This is a genomic window from Pseudoxanthomonas sacheonensis (assembly GCF_031455975.1).
Lineage (GTDB): Bacteria > Pseudomonadota > Gammaproteobacteria > Xanthomonadales > Xanthomonadaceae > Pseudoxanthomonas_A > Pseudoxanthomonas_A sacheonensis_A.
Map to the genome: position 1 here is coordinate 1,095,802 of NZ_JAVDTT010000002.1, position 14,580 is coordinate 1,110,381.

The 14,580-nt window shown below is 59.3% G+C and carries 14 protein-coding genes; 9 read left to right on the plus strand and 5 right to left on the minus strand.

Going from position 1 to position 14,580, the window contains the following annotated elements; genetic code table 11:
* Positions 1 to 78: 78 nt before the first annotated feature.
* Entirely contained in the window at positions 79 to 540 is a 462-nt protein-coding gene (locus J2W94_RS12030; protein WP_310093544.1) for a DUF3617 domain-containing protein, read from the plus strand.
* Between the two features lie 308 nt (positions 541 to 848).
* On the opposite strand, the gene bamA is transcribed toward J2W94_RS12030, so the two are convergent.
* The 3 genes from bamA to J2W94_RS12045 form a co-directional block, all read right to left on the minus strand.
* A complete protein-coding gene (bamA, locus tag J2W94_RS12035; RefSeq protein ID WP_430540590.1) occupies positions 849 to 3,281 on the minus strand; it encodes an outer membrane protein assembly factor BamA in 2,433 nt (810 codons plus the stop codon).
* Entirely contained in the window at positions 3,278 to 4,450 is a 1,173-nt protein-coding gene (locus tag J2W94_RS12040; RefSeq protein WP_310093549.1) for a hypothetical protein, read from the minus strand. Before J2W94_RS12040 ends, bamA begins: the two co-directional genes overlap by 4 nt.
* Before the next feature lie 84 nt (positions 4,451 to 4,534).
* The gene (locus J2W94_RS12045) at positions 4,535 to 5,236 is read right to left on the minus strand and encodes a hypothetical protein (RefSeq protein WP_310093550.1); all 702 of its coding nucleotides are present in this window, start codon (positions 5,234 to 5,236) and stop codon (positions 4,535 to 4,537) included.
* Positions 5,237 to 5,378: 142 nt separating this feature from the next.
* Between J2W94_RS12045 and J2W94_RS12050 the strand changes: the two genes are divergently transcribed.
* Both J2W94_RS12050 and J2W94_RS12055 read left to right on the plus strand, forming a co-directional pair.
* The gene (locus J2W94_RS12050; protein ID WP_310093553.1) at positions 5,379 to 6,050 is read left to right on the plus strand and encodes a response regulator transcription factor; all 672 of its coding nucleotides are present in this window, start codon (positions 5,379 to 5,381) and stop codon (positions 6,048 to 6,050) included.
* Between the two features lies 1 nt (position 6,051).
* Positions 6,052 to 7,413, plus strand: coding sequence for a sensor histidine kinase (locus J2W94_RS12055; protein ID WP_310093555.1), 1,362 nt, complete (start codon positions 6,052 to 6,054; stop codon positions 7,411 to 7,413).
* Positions 7,414 to 7,526: 113 nt separating this feature from the next.
* Here J2W94_RS12055 and J2W94_RS12060 read toward each other — a convergent pair whose 3' ends face one another.
* Both J2W94_RS12060 and J2W94_RS12065 read right to left on the minus strand, forming a co-directional pair.
* Positions 7,527 to 8,021, minus strand: coding sequence for an Ohr family peroxiredoxin (locus J2W94_RS12060; RefSeq protein WP_310093557.1), 495 nt, complete (start codon positions 8,019 to 8,021; stop codon positions 7,527 to 7,529).
* A 70-nt stretch (positions 8,022 to 8,091) separates the two neighbouring features.
* Positions 8,092 to 8,862: an SDR family oxidoreductase gene (locus tag J2W94_RS12065; protein WP_310093559.1), complete on the minus strand. Its 771-nt coding sequence runs from the start codon at positions 8,860 to 8,862 to the stop codon at positions 8,092 to 8,094.
* A gap of 507 nt (positions 8,863 to 9,369) precedes the next feature.
* Here J2W94_RS12065 and J2W94_RS12070 point away from each other — a divergent pair.
* The 6 genes from J2W94_RS12070 to J2W94_RS12095 all read left to right on the plus strand — a co-directional run bounded on the left by J2W94_RS12070 (position 9,370) and on the right by J2W94_RS12095 (position 14,572).
* Entirely contained in the window at positions 9,370 to 9,849 is a 480-nt protein-coding gene (locus tag J2W94_RS12070) for a carboxymuconolactone decarboxylase family protein (RefSeq protein WP_310093561.1), read from the plus strand.
* Positions 9,850 to 9,923: 74 nt separating this feature from the next.
* Positions 9,924 to 10,334, plus strand: a complete 411-nt coding sequence (locus tag J2W94_RS12075; protein ID WP_310093562.1) for a cupin domain-containing protein — start codon at positions 9,924 to 9,926, stop codon at positions 10,332 to 10,334.
* A gap of 297 nt (positions 10,335 to 10,631) precedes the next feature.
* Complete coding sequence (locus J2W94_RS12080) at positions 10,632 to 11,249, plus strand: glutathione S-transferase family protein (RefSeq protein WP_310093564.1); 618 nt, start codon at positions 10,632 to 10,634, stop codon at positions 11,247 to 11,249.
* A gap of 121 nt (positions 11,250 to 11,370) precedes the next feature.
* A complete protein-coding gene (locus J2W94_RS12085; protein ID WP_430540605.1) occupies positions 11,371 to 12,678 on the plus strand; it encodes a cytochrome b in 1,308 nt (435 codons plus the stop codon).
* 11 nt (positions 12,679 to 12,689) lie between these two features.
* Positions 12,690 to 13,748 carry a bestrophin family protein gene (locus tag J2W94_RS12090; protein ID WP_310093568.1) on the plus strand — a complete coding sequence of 353 codons (1,059 nt, stop codon included), beginning with the start codon at positions 12,690 to 12,692 and terminating at the stop codon, positions 13,746 to 13,748.
* A 20-nt stretch (positions 13,749 to 13,768) separates the two neighbouring features.
* The gene (locus tag J2W94_RS12095) at positions 13,769 to 14,572 is read left to right on the plus strand and encodes an SDR family oxidoreductase (RefSeq protein WP_310093570.1); all 804 of its coding nucleotides are present in this window, start codon (positions 13,769 to 13,771) and stop codon (positions 14,570 to 14,572) included.
* Positions 14,573 to 14,580 lie beyond the last annotated feature (8 nt).

Genomic DNA, 14,580 nt, shown 5'->3' on the forward strand with positions numbered 1-14,580 from the left:
ACGAATCGATAGCATCGAGGATGCCATCGATTCTTCGGGCAGGGAATTATTTCAACATTCAATCATCGAGAATCAATAATGAATCGAATCACTTTCTACACGGTCTTCATTCTCGCTATAGCCACGCCAACCCGCGTATTCGCACAGATTTCCGTGCAACCGGGAAAATGGGAACTGACCAGTACGTTCAAAGGGCTTCCCTTCGGCGACGGCGGGGAGCGTACCCACACCGTATGCCTCACGCAGACAGCGCTGCAAACAATTCCCGAGAAGGCGCTGATCGAAGCCTCGCCGCCGCCGAGTGATGGCGCGGATAGGCATCCAAGTCCGCGATGCGATTACCTCCAGGTGCGCCGTGACGGCGCGAAGTCGTCGTGGTCGACAAGTTGCAGTGAGCCAAAGGCGACGGGCAGCGGCAACGCAACAGTGCATTCGCCGCAGCGAGTGGAACTGCACGAAGAACTAGAGGTGAAGATGGGATTCAAGTCCCGCCAGATTCGCCATGACATCCGGGCTCGGCGCGTTGGCGATTGCCCTTGATGTCTGGCTCTTTCACTTCAAACTTGAGTCCAATTCTCCTCATGGCAGCTTCCTCGCGATGCCCATCTTTCCCTTCGACTGGGGACGTACATGGGAGATTACGTCGCTAGCTTGGGAGCTTTGTGGGGTTCTAGTTATGGAAATCGTCTTAAGATGCAAGGAGATCCAATGCGACTACCGCCAGCACCGGTCCGGCTGATCCGCGGCCGTCTTATCGAGCACCAAGTACCCCCGCGATAGCCCATGTCCGCCAAGAGAATGACCAGAGCCACTTCTGGCCGACCGTTCATTCATGCCCCCAACTAGTTTCAGAAACCCCCGCCGAAAGTGAACTGAAGTCTTTCGATCTCATCGTCGTCGCCCTGGCGAAGCGGGAAGGCATAGCTGATGGAAATCGGGCCGACAGGCGCGCGCCAAAGCAATGAAATGCCAGTAGACACGCGGAACTCCGCGGTATCGACGCTGTCCACGTCGGCAAAGACATTGCCGAAATCGACGAACGCCGAGACGCGTGCGGCCTTGGAGTCGAAAAGTTTGGGGAAATACATTTCCAACGAGCCGGTGGTCTTGACCGCACCGCCCAAGGGTTGGCCATCGGCGTAGGAAGAGGTGGGCTCGGAGCGCGGGCCGAGAGTGTTGTCCCTAAAGCCGCGGATTGAGCGGACACCGCCGGCGTAGAAGTTCTCGAAGAAGGGAAGCCCTGTGGCGGTTATGGTGGATACTTCGCTGGAACCGGACTCACATTCGGAACCTGCTTTGACGATGGGATCAGACCCTTGTACCTGGCAGAACCTGCGCGTGGTGTCCTGGCCATAGCTGTCGCCATAGCCCAGTTCTAAGCGCGTGTTGAGGACCAGGAACGGAGCCAGCGGGATGTATTTGGAGAACTCGTAGTTGAGTTTGAAATATTCCACGGTGGAACCCGGCAGGGTGATTTCCGCCGATGTGCGCTGATAGGTGCCTCGCGTGGGCATGAAATAGTCGTTGCGGCTGTCGCGCGCCCATGCCAGTTCGGTGCGCCACGCATGGAAGGTGCGATGGCCTATGGCGTCGATGTAGTCGATGATGGCCTGGGGAGTCGATCCGCTATAGGTGGATACCTCGTTGGAGTCGATGCCAAAGGCCACGGAGACCGAATCGTTCTCGGTGATAGGCAAGCCCAAAATGGTTCGGGCCGCGGCATTGGTGGTGGCGTAGTAGGCGGTGTTGTAATCAGAGTAATCGGTCTCGCTCCAGGACAGGTTATAGCCGAGCGAGGCGCCGCCATCGGTGAAGTAGGGGTTGGTGAAGGAGAAAGCGTAGCGGTCTTGATAGGTGCTACGCGAGGCACTGACGGCCACGCGGTTGCCGGTGCCCAAGAAGTTGTTCTGGGACAGATCGATTGAGGTGGTCAGGCCTGAGGATTGGGAATAACCCAGGCCGAACGAAAAACTGCCTGAGCTGGTTTCCTTCACCGAATAGACCAGGTCCACTTGGTCGTTGCTGCCCGGAACTGGCGGGGTTTCGACATCTACGGTTTCGAAAAACCCCAGGCGTTGCAGCCGGATCTTCGAGCGATCCACCGCCGCTTGGGAATACCAGGCGCCTTCGAACTGGCGCATTTCACGACGCAAGATCTCATCGCCGGTGCGTGCGTTGCCCTTGAAGACGATGCGCCTTACGTTGACCCGAGGGCCGGGCACCACCTGCAGGTTGATGGCGACGGTGCGATTTTCCCGATCGACGGTGGGAATGGGGTTGACCTGCGAGAAAGCATAGCCAATGTTGCTCAATGTGGAGGTGATCGCATCGGAGGTGTATTCAAGCAGGGCGCGCGAGAAGGTTTGGTCCTTCTTGACCAGGACCAGTCTCTCGATGTCCTGCAGCGGGAGCACCGTGTCGCCGGTTACTTTTACGTCGGAGACTTTGTACTTGACCCCTTCGGTGATCCCAGCGCTGATAAACATATCCCGCTTGTCAGCGCTGATGGCCACCTGGGTGGAATCCACAGCGAAGTCGACATAACCGCGGTCAAGGTAGAAAGAATTTAGCTTCTCGATATCTCCGGACAATTTTTCTTTCGAATACTGATCGTCACGGCGATACCAAGATAGCCAGTTGCTTTCCCTGGATTCCCACCCTTCCATGATGTCTTTGCTCTTGAAGGTCTCGGTGCCCACCAAGTTGACATGCCTGATCTTGGCCGCCTTGCCTTCCTTGACTTTGATGGTAACGTCCACTCGGTTGCGTCCGAGCGCCTTGACATCGGGAGTGATCTCTACGTTGTACTTGCCTCGATTGTTGTATTGGCGCGTGAGCTCTTGAGTTACCCGGTCCAAGGCTAGGCGGTCAAAGGTGTTGCCTTCGGAGAGCCCGATCTCCTGGAGACCTTTCATCAAGTCCTCGGTCTTGATGTCTTTATTGCCCTCCAGCTTCAAAGAGTTCACCGCTGGGCGCTCGGCCACCGTGATGACCAAGATTCCGTCTTGGCGATCGAGCCTTACGTTTTCGAAAAAGCCCGTCTTGTAGAGCGCTCGGATCGCCTCGCCAGCCTTGCTCGAGTCCAAGTGATCGCCTTTTTCTACCGGCAAGTATGTAAGCACCGTGCCCGCGGAAATGCGCTGCAACCCATCGACGCGAATGTCCTCAATCACATACTCGCTTGCCGCGCCCTCCTGTGCGCGAGCCTCGAAGGCCGCCGCTAGAGTGAAAGTCATCAGAATTGCCAAGAATAGCGTGGACCGCTTCGCCGAACCTTTCATGCAGCGCCTTCCAGAGACTTCTCGCCATGCATGAAGTTCTCGCTTTCCCAGCCACCGCCCAGGGCCTGGAACAGCTGTATAAGCGCAAGGTAGGTTTCCCCGCGAACGACAATCTCACGATCATTGAAGTTGAACCGATTCACGTGCGCATGCGAAACCGATTCGGTGTCTGCATTACCCTTACGTAGGGCCGATTGGGCCGCCCGTGCAGTGGCGTCGGCATTGGCCGCGCATGCCCTGGCCGGAATCAGACTGCTGCAGGCCGTTACCATTCTATTGATGGCCTGCTCTACGGTCGTAGTGGCCATTAAGCAAGCACGTTCGTAGTTCAACTGGGCTTGGCGCAGTTCGAACGCAGCCGATGGCCCGATGCTTTCCTCACGCATCATGGCGTGATCGAGCGCCACCAGATCGGGGCGACGCAGAGTGAGATCTTCGGGGGATCCCACCATCGGAAGCACCGCCATGCTCGGCGGCAAGCAATGAGCGGCCGTGCGCGTCCGGGTAATGCTCGCCGGCTCGCATAGTTGTTCGGACAGGGCGAGCAAGATTGCGTTGCGCTCGCCATTGAGCGTTTCGCGGAAGGCGTGGAGCTCGGCGATGGGGGAGGACGCTAATCGGGCCGCAGGACTGCGCTCGCCGGTCTCGTGCGACCTGCGGTCTGCGATGGATTGATGCAAGTTGATCGAGTGATCGGCGTTTTGAACGCGTTCGGTCAGAATGAGCAGGCGCGCGTAGGTAGTTGCGAGTTTGGCGATAGCGCTGACACGGGTGTGCTGGAACTGGGCGATCTGGCTGATGAGCAGATGCATGGCCTGCTCCAACTCGTTTTCCGGACTTGCCGAGTGTCTGGACGAAAAGAGCGCTGTGTGATGTTCCATTTCCAAGCGCGCTTGGGAGAGCTCGATTGATTGGGCCAACCAGACTTGCACAATCGTGGCCAGTCCCTCGAGGCCGGCGTGTTCCCACCAATGGGTTAGGAGCTTCTCGTCGCACTCGCCGGCCTTGCCGGGGAAAAACAAAAAGCGGGGCGAGGCGACATTGACTTCGGGTCCTTCAGCACCATCGTTGCGCGAGCCTTCAGGCAAAGACGGTGTCGAAGAGCGGAGTAAGGTGGGGATCATTGCTGAAGACCAGATAATTTGAGTAGAAGGACGAACGGCGGACATGGACTGGGAGGCGGTGCTGCCGTTCGGCGGGCAAAATTTGAGAAGGTGCCCAAATGACGAAGCGATCTGCTTGACGGTGGAGACTCAGGGTTTTCGGACGAATACGCGCTCCATATCGATGCCCCCGGGGATGGGCGACATGCGCCCGGCAACGTTGGTGTGAACACGCAGGCGATTGCCTTGGTCTTCCAAGGCATAGGTGTGGGTTACGCGCGCGCCATCGTCGGTGTTGAACTCCACAACGAACTGGCTTTGCTCCCAGGCGGCGAAGACCCGGGTATGGCCATCGGCCAACTCGGTGGCCCCGCGTCCCACCGCGATTTCAGTGAGGGGGCCTCCGGCGCGGCCCAGGCGAAACTCGCTCTCGGTGCTCACAATTTCCAGATCGCCCTGCAGAGGGGATGCAAAATCCATTTCTTGGCGCATCACGCCATGGGCGTTGGGCTCGGGCATCGCATGGCCCGGCGGACCGCCGCCGGGCGGGCCACCGGGTGGTCCCCCTGGTCCCCCAGGACCGCCTACGCCACCGCCCGGGGGAGGCGACCCGCCGCCAGGGCCCTCATAGCCGGGAGCGCGTTCCTTGGGCGCGGCCTGCTTCATCTTCTTGCGCATGACCTTACGCATCAGCCGCTCTAGTTCGGCGTTGGCCTTGGCATCCGGCGTCCAAACGCCCGAATAGTCCGGCCTACCTTGAACCGTTATCCTGTCCAAGTCCTGCTGTGCGCGGGCTTCCACGCACTGGGTTAAAAGCAGTGCCGCAAGAACGCCGAGAGTGATGGATTTCATGACAGGCGCGATGGGAGAGGAGCAATCTATGTTCTAGATTTGCGCGCAAGGTTTCGTGGGGGAATAGTCAGATCTGACTGGGCGTTCAGTAAATATACGTAAAGGCCGAAAAACGCCTCAGAGCGCGTGTGAGAATGCAGTTATGAAAGTGCTTCTGATCGACGATGACTCTGAGCTGTGCGACCTGCTGGAAACCTACTTGGTTCAGGACGGGTTTGACGTCGAGGTGATGAATCGCTTCGACGAAAATCGGTGGGCCAAGCTTGCCGATGAAATTGGATTTGTTGTGCTCGATGTGGGGCTGCCGGGCAAAAACGGATTCGAAGTGCTTCGTTATCTGCGCGGCACGAGCAAGGTTCCGATCTTGATGCTCACCGCGCGGGGCGAAGATGTGGATCGAATCATTGGGCTGGAAATGGGCGCTGATGACTACTTGCCAAAACCGTGCAATCCGCGCGAATTGTCGGCGCGGATCCGCGCTATCCAGCGCCGGGTAGATGGCCCACAAACCACTACGAAAGACCGCTACCTGAGTGTTAGCGGGGTGGACCTCGATGCGGGCACGCGTTCGGTCAAGCGCGGCAGCAGCAGCATCCAGCTCACTAGCACCGAATTCAATGTGCTAGAGCGATTGATGCAACGCGCGGGCGATGTGGTTAGCAAGGAAGAGCTCACCCGCGATGTCCTGGGGCGCAGGATGTCTTCATACGATCGGGCGGTGGACATGCACATCAGCAGCATCCGCCGCAAGATCGGTGAAGGCCTGGTCTGTACGGTGCGCGGCGTGGGCTATCAGTTCTTGCTCAGGAAATGATATGGGGAAGTTGTTCTGGAAAATCTGTCTGGGTTTGTGGTTCGGCAGCGCTCTGCTGATGGTGGGGACCGCTCTTCTCTTCGCGATGACGATCGAGCGACGGATCCCTGAAGGTGTTGCCGACAGCCTGGAACGTTTTGGCACAGCTGCCGCCCGCGCGGTGCTCGCCGCGCATGAGTCCGGATCCAGGCGAGATACCTCCGAGTTGCTCAACGACCTGGAAAGGTTTCACGGTTTGCGGATGTATTTTCTTGACAAGAACGGAAAGGATATCTTGGAACGCCAAGTGCCCAGCATCCCGCCCTCGCTGAGAAGCTCACGCGAAAGGGCGTCAGATCCATCGGGCAATCCCCAAGAGAGCGCGTCGAACCGGAGTCTGACCATACCCATGAGCACCAAGGCTGGTGGTCGTTATCAGGCCGTCATCATTTTTAGCCGGCCGCCGGGCCCACCACTGGATTTTCTGTTGAAGAGGTTGCTTCTGCCGGTGATCGTCTCAATTTTCCTGGCCGGAGTTGTCAGCGCAGTGGCGGCTCGCTACCTGGTCAACCCCATCTCCAAACTGCAGTCGGCCGCGCAGCGGTTAGCCAGGGGCGAAATGGACTACCGGATCGGTGCTGCGTTGACTTCACGCAAGGACGAATTCACTGCGCTGGGGGAGGACTTTGACCGGATGGCCGATCAGATTGGCCGGCTCCTGGCGTCGCAGCGGCAACTCATGCTCGATCTGTCGCACGAACTGCGCTCGCCACTGGCCAGGATCAAGGTGGCCCTGGAATTGGCGCGCAGGCAAGAAAGTCCGGATGAGCTGATTGACAGAATGGATCGGGATGCCGACCGCATGGACGCGCTTATTGGTGAATTGTTGCTGCTTGCGCGCTTGGAATCGCCAGATCCACCGGCCAATGATCAATCACTGGATCTCTCTGAGCTCATAGCCTCTATCGTTGAAGATGCGCAGCTTGAGAGTTCAAATTCGGGCCATTTTGTCCGCACTCTTATTGCGCCTGGGCTTACTACGGTGGGCGACAGGGAACTTCTGACGCGCGCTATCGAAAATGTACTGCGAAACGCACTCAAGCACACCCCCAACGGCGGCGATATAGAACTTGAAGCTTCCCGCAACGGCGAGGGGATATTGATCAAAGTACTAGATAGTGGAAAGGGCGTGCCAGAGCATCTCATCGAGCAGCTATTTACGCCCTTCACCCACGGGGAGGGCGCCCGAGCAGGCTTCGGTCTGGGTCTGGCGATCACGCGAGCGGCCATTATCCGACATGGCGGCACTGTGGCCATCAGAAACCGCAGTTCACGATCAGGCTTGGAAGTGAGATTGCACTTGCCTGACAAGGCGGCCGACTAGAAGTTCTGCGCTGATGTTCGTTGGGCGGCTCTCCTGAAGTACGGAAAGATCAGAAATATCGTCATCGGCCCTCTGCGCGCTCCCACGTGGCGGCTTCAGAACGAGCCGACGCGCTACGTCGCGAGGGCCACCACGCTTTCGATGCCTTGGCGAAACATCTTCGTATACGGGCAATTCCGCTCGGTATTGCGTAGCAGCTCTTCCGCCAGTGCGCGGTCGACACCAGGTATCGCAACGCGAATTTCGGAGGTAAGCAGGAACAGGCCGTCGATCGGATCCCTGCCGAACGTGACGGCGGCGGTCACCGTGACGTCCGGAATGTCCAACCCGCGCCGCGCCGCCAGCAGGCTGAGCGCGCCGTGGAAACAGGCGGCGTATCCAGCGGCAAGCAACTGCTCCGGATTGGTACCGCCACCGTCTCCTCCCAGCTCTCTGGGCAAGCGCAGGTGCAGTTCCAGTTCGCCGTCCTCCGACCGTGCGACGCCGGACGCGCGTCCATGCGCCGCTTCGCCGCCGGTGACCACGACCTTGCCGGTGTAGAGCGCTTGCACCTCATTGCCATGGAATTTATCCAGGAGACTAGTGGGCGGTCGGCGCAATCGTCTCATTGGAGTCCCCTGGATCAGCCGGCGTGGATATCGAAACTCGAAAGCTTGCGTGGCTAAGCCCGCCGCAAACTCACTGCGCAGGAGCGAAACGCGCGAATTCCGAACCCCGTAGCCAACCCTCGAAACCGATCTTTCCCAACCATGCGCCATCGGCGGGAACCAACGTATCGGGTTCCAGTTCGGCGCCGAAGTAGGGCGCATGGACATCGGAAACCAGCGTCCTCGGATCCTGGATGAGGGTCATCAGTCGCTGTGCGAGTTTCGAAAGATGCTCGCGCTCAGGGCCGGCGATCTCGACGACGCCATTGGCCGGCGCTCCCAATGCGACGCGGGTCACCGCGTCGGCCACGTCGTCGGACGCGATGGGCTGTACGAAGGCAGGAGAGAGCCGAACCGTGTCGCCATCGGCGCCTGCCTTGATGATGCCAGGCAGGAATTCGTAGAACTGGGTGGAATGGATGATGGTGTAGGGGATGCCGGATTCCCTGATCAGCCGCTCCTGGGCGATCTTGCCGCGGAAGTAACCGCTGGCCGACAGTTTGTCGGTACCGACCACCGACAGAGCGACATGATGCGCAACGCCTGCCTTGGCCTCGGCGGCCGCGAGGTTGCGCCCCGCAGTCCGGAAGAAGTCCAGCACGGCCTGGTCCTCGAACGACGGCGAGTTGGCCAGGTCGACCACCGCATGGGTGCCGGCCAAGGCTTCGTCCAAGCCTTCGCCGGTGAGCGTATTAACGCCCGAGGAAGGCGCAGCGGCCAGGACTTCGTGGCCCTGCTGGGCCAGGCGTGCCACCACCTTGCTGCCGATCAGGCCGGTACCACCGATTACGACGATCTTCATGGTTCACCTCTTCAAGCAAATGGGTCGTCCCAGCACTTACCGACAACGCAACGGGACGAGACGGCGGAATGATGAAGCTGCTCCGGACGCAAACGAAATCGTAGGGTCCCTCCGCTTGAGCCGGTAGGTACCCCACTGGATTCATGGTGTTGCCTGTTACGCACCAATCGAGATCAGAGCTTCGGGCTCGCTGGTCTGTTGCGGCTGTTTGCCGAAGGAGATGTCTCTGCATCCACCACTGTGATCGCCGTCAGACAAGGGCTTCGCGGTTACTGGCTGCAGCGCATGGACAACGGGGGCGGCAGGTGAGTGCTCGGAACCAGCCACGAACGTACGGCGCCATGTCGCTGCGACACGGATGCGTGCGAATTGTTGCGCAGCGGACAACACGATGCGTCCGTGGCCAGGTCTACCGCCGTCCGGAACGCGGACCTAACCTGTTTTCAACGAGGAACGACGACTTCCACGTTGCCCCTATCCAGACTCCTCCCCCACAGAGAACTTGCCATGACACAGCGCATCGACTATCAGAAGCAATCCCCGGAACTCTTCAAGAAGTTCGTTGATTTCAATCTGGCCATGCAGGATTCGGCCATCGAAGAGTCCATTCGCGACCTGGTCGTGATCCGCGCTTCGCAGATCAACGGGTGTTCTTTCTGCCTGGACATGCACGTCAAGCAGGCGACGCTCCATGCCGAACGACCCCTGCGTCTGTACCATCTTGCCGCGTGGCGCGACTCCACGCTGTTCATTCCACGCGAACGCGCAGCCCTGGCCTGGACCGAGGTGCTGACGCAATTGCCTGCGCAAGGCGTGCCGGATGACCTCTATGACCGCGTACGCACCCAACTATCGGAGAAGGAAATTTCCGATCTGACCTTCCTGGTGATGGCGATCAACGCCTGGAACCGCGTGAACGTCGGTTTCAAAACCGTGCCCGGTACTTACGACAAGGCATTCGGATTGGACAAGGCCAAGCTGAGCTGACTGCGGTCAATCGCCTGAACTACTTCGGCGGACATCTGTATCCGATAACGCCACCAGAGAAGGAGGAAATCGTCATGCAAGCACCCGCACTAATCTTCGGTTCGTTGCTGCTTTTGATGTCCGGCGTGGCAGTTGCCGGACAAGCGACCAAAGCACCGGAGCCGAAAGTCACTCCGTTGATGACACAGGCATTGAAGGATTATCCAGGCAAGGAAGTGCTGATGATCACCGTTGAATTTCCCCCCGGCGGAGCCGATCCCGTCCACCGGCACGATGCCCATGGCTTCATCTACGTGCTCGAAGGTTCCATCGTCATGGCGGTGAAGGGCGGCAAGGAAACCACGCTGCTGCCGGGTCAGACCTTCTATGAGGGTCCGGAGGATCTTCATACGGTGGGCCGCAACGCCAGCGCCAGCCAACCGGCCAAGTTCCTGGTCTTTCTGTTGAAGGATCAGGGCGCGCCTGCCGTCATACCAGTGAACTGATGCCCATTCCCGACGGAATGGAAGAGAGAAGGTATGGCCCAGGGTTGAATAACACGGACCGGCGTCTGCCCGTCCGGTGCGAAATTGCAAGGCGTCAATGCTTCTTGTCCGTCGTAACGAAGAAGACGGATGTCAGTTCGCCGAGGAGGCTGTAACGGGCGTGCACTTTCCATCCGTTCGTGCACGGGACAACCCACGTCGGCGCGGCGTCCCCGCGGAATACCGACCAGCGACACGGCGAGACGGCGGACAAGAAGCCCCAACAAGCGAAGTGCCACCTCATTTCTTGGAAGACTCATGAAACTCTATTACTTCCCCGGCGCATGTTCTCTGGCGGACCATATCGTTCTGCAGTGGACCGGCATTGCGCATGAAGCCCTGCGCATGAGCCGCGAATCGATCAAGTCCGACGAATACTTGGCAATGAACCCGAACGGCAACGTGCCACTGCTCGCGCACGACGATTTCATGCTGACGGAGAACGCCGCGATCCTTGGCTATATCGCCGAGCAGCGCCCGGAAGCGGCTCTCCTCGGTGATGGCAGTAGCCGTGGCCGCGCGGAAGTAATGCGTTGGCTGGCCTACCTCAACTCCGACGTGCACGGGGCGTTCAAGCCGATCTTCTCCCCGGCACGCTTCCTGCCCGACGAATCGTTGGCGGAAGCATTGGGCGACCAGGCGCGACTGCAGATCGCCACGCACCTGCAACGCCTGGACCGTCAGCTTGAAGGAAAGGACTGGCTGGTGGGGACCCGATCGGTAGCCGACCCCTATCTGTTCGTCATGCTGCGCTGGGCGGTCGGAAAGAACATACCGCTGGATCCCTACAAGAACCTTTCGCGCTTTCTTGAGCGGATGTACGCCGATGCGGGCGTGTTCGCGGCGATCGCCAACGAAGAAGACGCGCCCGAATAGGAGTCGGCCCGCAGACATTGCCGGTAGGTAGGCGGCCGTGCGCGATAAAACGGGCTCCTCGCTCATTGCAATCGGGACAGCCCGTCCCGCGGATCCATCGAGAAGAGATCGCGATATGGCAATCAAGTTCGTCCGCATCTATCCGAAGAACCGCTTCCTGGCATGGACCGAGGAGCGACTGCCGCTGCTGTCGTTCCTGGCTTCGCATACGACGGGCTACTACACGCCGAAGAACCTGAACATCTGGTACTACTTCGGCGTATTCGCGTTGCTGGTGCTGGTCAATCAAGTCGCCACCGGCATCTTCCTGACCATGTTCTACAAACCCAATGCGGCCGAGGCGTTCGCATCGGTCGAGTACATCATGCGCGATGTGGAGTGGGGCTGGCTGATCCGTTACATGCACAGCACCGGCGCCTCGCTGTTCTTCGTGGTGGTGTACATCCACATGTTCCGCGGCTTGATGTACGGCTCGTACAAGAAGCCGCGCGAACTGGTGTGGATACTGGGCATGCTGGTGTTCCTGGTGCTCATGGCCGAGGCCTTCATGGGCTACGTGCTGCCCTGGGGCCAGATGTCGTTCTGGGGCGCCAAGGTCATCATTTCGCTGTTCGGCGCGATCCCGGTGATCGGCAACGGTCTGACCGAATGGATCATGGGCGACTACCTGCCCGGCGACGCCACCCTCAATCGCTTCTTCGCCCTGCACGTGATCGCGCTGCCGCTGACCCTGTTGCTGCTGGTGACGCTGCATATCCTTGCGCTGCACGAGGTGGGCTCGAACAACCCGGAAGGCATCGAGATAAGCGAAAAGACCCGGCCGGATGGAATCCCGCTGGATGCCATTCCTTTCCATCCGTACTACACCGTCGAAGACACGCTCAGCGTGTTCCTGTTCCTGCTGGTGGCGGCCTTCATCGTCTTCTACGCACCGGCAGTGGGGGGCTGGTTCCTCGAGCACGACAATTTCACCGAGGCCAATCCACTGGTAACCCCGGCGCACATCAAGCCGGTTTGGTACTACACGCCCTACTACGCGATGCTGCGGGTCATTCCGCACAAGCTCAGCGGCGTGCTCACCATGTTCGCGGCCATCGCAGTACTGTTCTTGCTGCCCTGGATAGACCGTGGAAAGGTCCGCTCGGTTCGCTATCGCGGCAGGGGATTCAGGATCGCCCTCATCGTTTTCGCCCTGTCGTTCGTGCTGCTGGGTGCGGTCGGTGCCGGCGTCACCGCCGAACTGATCCCTGCATGGCTCGGTCCGGAGGCGCCGGCCAACACCATCGAGAACTGGTTCGGCCGTTTCCTGGTGTGCCTGTATTTCGGCTACTTCGCATTTCTTTGGGTCTACACCTACTTCGGAATCGAAAGGTCGCGTACGCCACCCGATCGGGTCGATATGGGGGCTACGGATGAAGTCCGTCGATAGACAAACATCGCTTGGAGTCCGCGGTATCGGCCGCGACTCCTATCAGCAGGAGATCCAGAACCATGTACGCCGGTAGATCCTACAAATTCTCGGAATTCATCGTCTGGACCAGACGCTCGTTGTACGTGCTGATAGTCCTCAACATCGTTCTGGTCGCGCTCTACCAGGTCTTCGGCCTCAAGTGGCTATCCATTCCCTGGGGAATCGTTTTCCTATTGGGAACGACGGTCGCCCTGATGGCCGGGTTCAAGAATACGCAGACCTACAACAGGACCTGGGAAGGGCAACAGGTTTGGGCTTCGATTGCGGCGATGAGCCGTCTCTGGGGTTCGATGAGCAGGGATTTCCTGACCGACGCCAAGGATTCAAGACGCCTGGTCTACCGCCACCTGGCGTGGCTGACGGCGCTGCGCTACCAGATGCGCGACAGCAAGGTCTGGGAAACCCTCAAGAACGCCCCCAACGCGGAGTACAGGAAGCACTACGGCGTTCCCGAGAAAGAGAATGCCCTGGAGGCGGAAATAACCAAGTACGTATCGCCGGAAGAGACAAGGCGGATTCTCATCGCCACCGGAAAGGCGACGCAGGTTCTGGGCCTGCAAAGCGAGGCGCTAAGGGAAATGCTAAGTGCAGGAACGATCCCGGCCAATGTCTTCGTCGAGTTGCAGAAAATTCTCAAGGAATTCCACGATCAGCAAGCGAAAAGCGAACGGATCAAGAACTATCCGTACCCGCGGCAGTACGCGATTGTCAGCGCGATATTCGTCAGAATCCTGTGCTTGCTCCTGCCGCTGGGAATGATCGGCGAGCTGGAGCGCATGAATCAGGTCGTCGGCGGCGCGATGGCAGGCCATATGGTCTGGTTGGCCATCCCCTTGAGCGTGCTCATTTCCTGGATGTACGCGGCGCTGGATCAGGTGGGGGAAAGCAGCGCCAACCCGTTCGAGGGCGGCGCGAACGATGTGCCGATCTCGCAGATATGCGCCTCCATCGAAATCGACCTGAGAGAGCTGCTTGGCGAAAGCGGGCTGCCTGCCAATGCTCTTCCGTCCAGTCCCATCGTGATGTGACCCAGAGAGGAGTCCGGAACATGAAAGTCGTAGTGGCCGGCGGAAGCGGTCTTGTCGGTGCCCGGCTCGTGGCCAGGCTGAGGTCCCGCGGATATGAGGCGATCGCCGCTTCGAGAAGATCCGGGGTCGATACAGTCACGGGCGAAGGATTGAAGGAAGCGCTGAGCGGAGCGCACACCGTGGTCGACGTCACCAATGCGCCGTCGTTCGAGGAGCCGGAGGTGACCGAGTTCTTCAGGGAGTCGAGCCAACGGCTGCTTGCGGCTGGGGAAAGCGCCGGCGTTTCCCGTCATCTGGCGCTTTCGGTCGTGGGCACGCAGCGTCTGCAGGACAGCGGGTACTTCCGAGCGAAGGAAATTCAAGAAAGCCTGGTCAGCAGTTCGAAGGTTCCCCACACCATCGTGCAATCGACGCAGTTCTTCGAATTCATGGCCAACATCATTCCGCCTGGCAGCGGCAAGGAGAACGTCCGTTTATCGCCTGCCCTGGTGCAGCCGGTGGCGGCGGACGACGTAGCCGACCTGCTGGCCGATCTGGTGGCCACGCCGCCATCGCACGCAGTCGTCGAGATTGCCGGGCCGGAACCCTACCGGCTATGCGATCTCGTTCAATGGGTGATGTACAGCTATCAGGACAACAGACCGGTGATCGCGGATAGGAGTGCGAGTTACTACAACGCGATCCTGGACGACCGCACGCTCACGCCTGGAGCGCATGCATTGATCGCCAGAACCTATTTCAGAGACTGGCTCGATGGCTATCTCTCTGGTTCGGTCCGGATTCCGCATGTCCATCACCCCAATCCTATGGCTCACACACGATAGTCGCGAAA

What these genes read in the sequence shown, in the direction of transcription:
- J2W94_RS12070 (WP_310093561.1), top strand. Translation starts at nt 9,370, where the DNA reads ATGACACAGCGCATCGACTATCAGAAGCAATCCCCGGAACTCTTCAAG.
- J2W94_RS12030 (WP_310093544.1), top strand. Translation starts at nt 79, where the DNA reads ATGAATCGAATCACTTTCTACACGGTCTTCATTCTCGCTATAGCCACG.
- J2W94_RS12040 (WP_310093549.1), bottom strand. Translation starts at nt 4,450, where the DNA reads ATGTCCGCCGTTCGTCCTTCTACTCAAATTATCTGGTCTTCAGCAATG.
- J2W94_RS12075 (WP_310093562.1), top strand. Translation starts at nt 9,924, where the DNA reads ATGCAAGCACCCGCACTAATCTTCGGTTCGTTGCTGCTTTTGATGTCC.
- J2W94_RS12080 (WP_310093564.1), top strand. Translation starts at nt 10,632, where the DNA reads ATGAAACTCTATTACTTCCCCGGCGCATGTTCTCTGGCGGACCATATC.
- J2W94_RS12055 (WP_310093555.1), top strand. Translation starts at nt 6,052, where the DNA reads ATGGGGAAGTTGTTCTGGAAAATCTGTCTGGGTTTGTGGTTCGGCAGC.
- bamA (WP_430540590.1), bottom strand. Translation starts at nt 3,281, where the DNA reads ATGAAAGGTTCGGCGAAGCGGTCCACGCTATTCTTGGCAATTCTGATG.
- J2W94_RS12045 (WP_310093550.1), bottom strand. Translation starts at nt 5,236, where the DNA reads ATGAAATCCATCACTCTCGGCGTTCTTGCGGCACTGCTTTTAACCCAG.
- J2W94_RS12095 (WP_310093570.1), top strand. Translation starts at nt 13,769, where the DNA reads ATGAAAGTCGTAGTGGCCGGCGGAAGCGGTCTTGTCGGTGCCCGGCTC.
- J2W94_RS12050 (WP_310093553.1), top strand. Translation starts at nt 5,379, where the DNA reads ATGAAAGTGCTTCTGATCGACGATGACTCTGAGCTGTGCGACCTGCTG.
- J2W94_RS12065 (WP_310093559.1), bottom strand. Translation starts at nt 8,862, where the DNA reads ATGAAGATCGTCGTAATCGGTGGTACCGGCCTGATCGGCAGCAAGGTG.
- J2W94_RS12060 (WP_310093557.1), bottom strand. Translation starts at nt 8,021, where the DNA reads ATGAGACGATTGCGCCGACCGCCCACTAGTCTCCTGGATAAATTCCAT.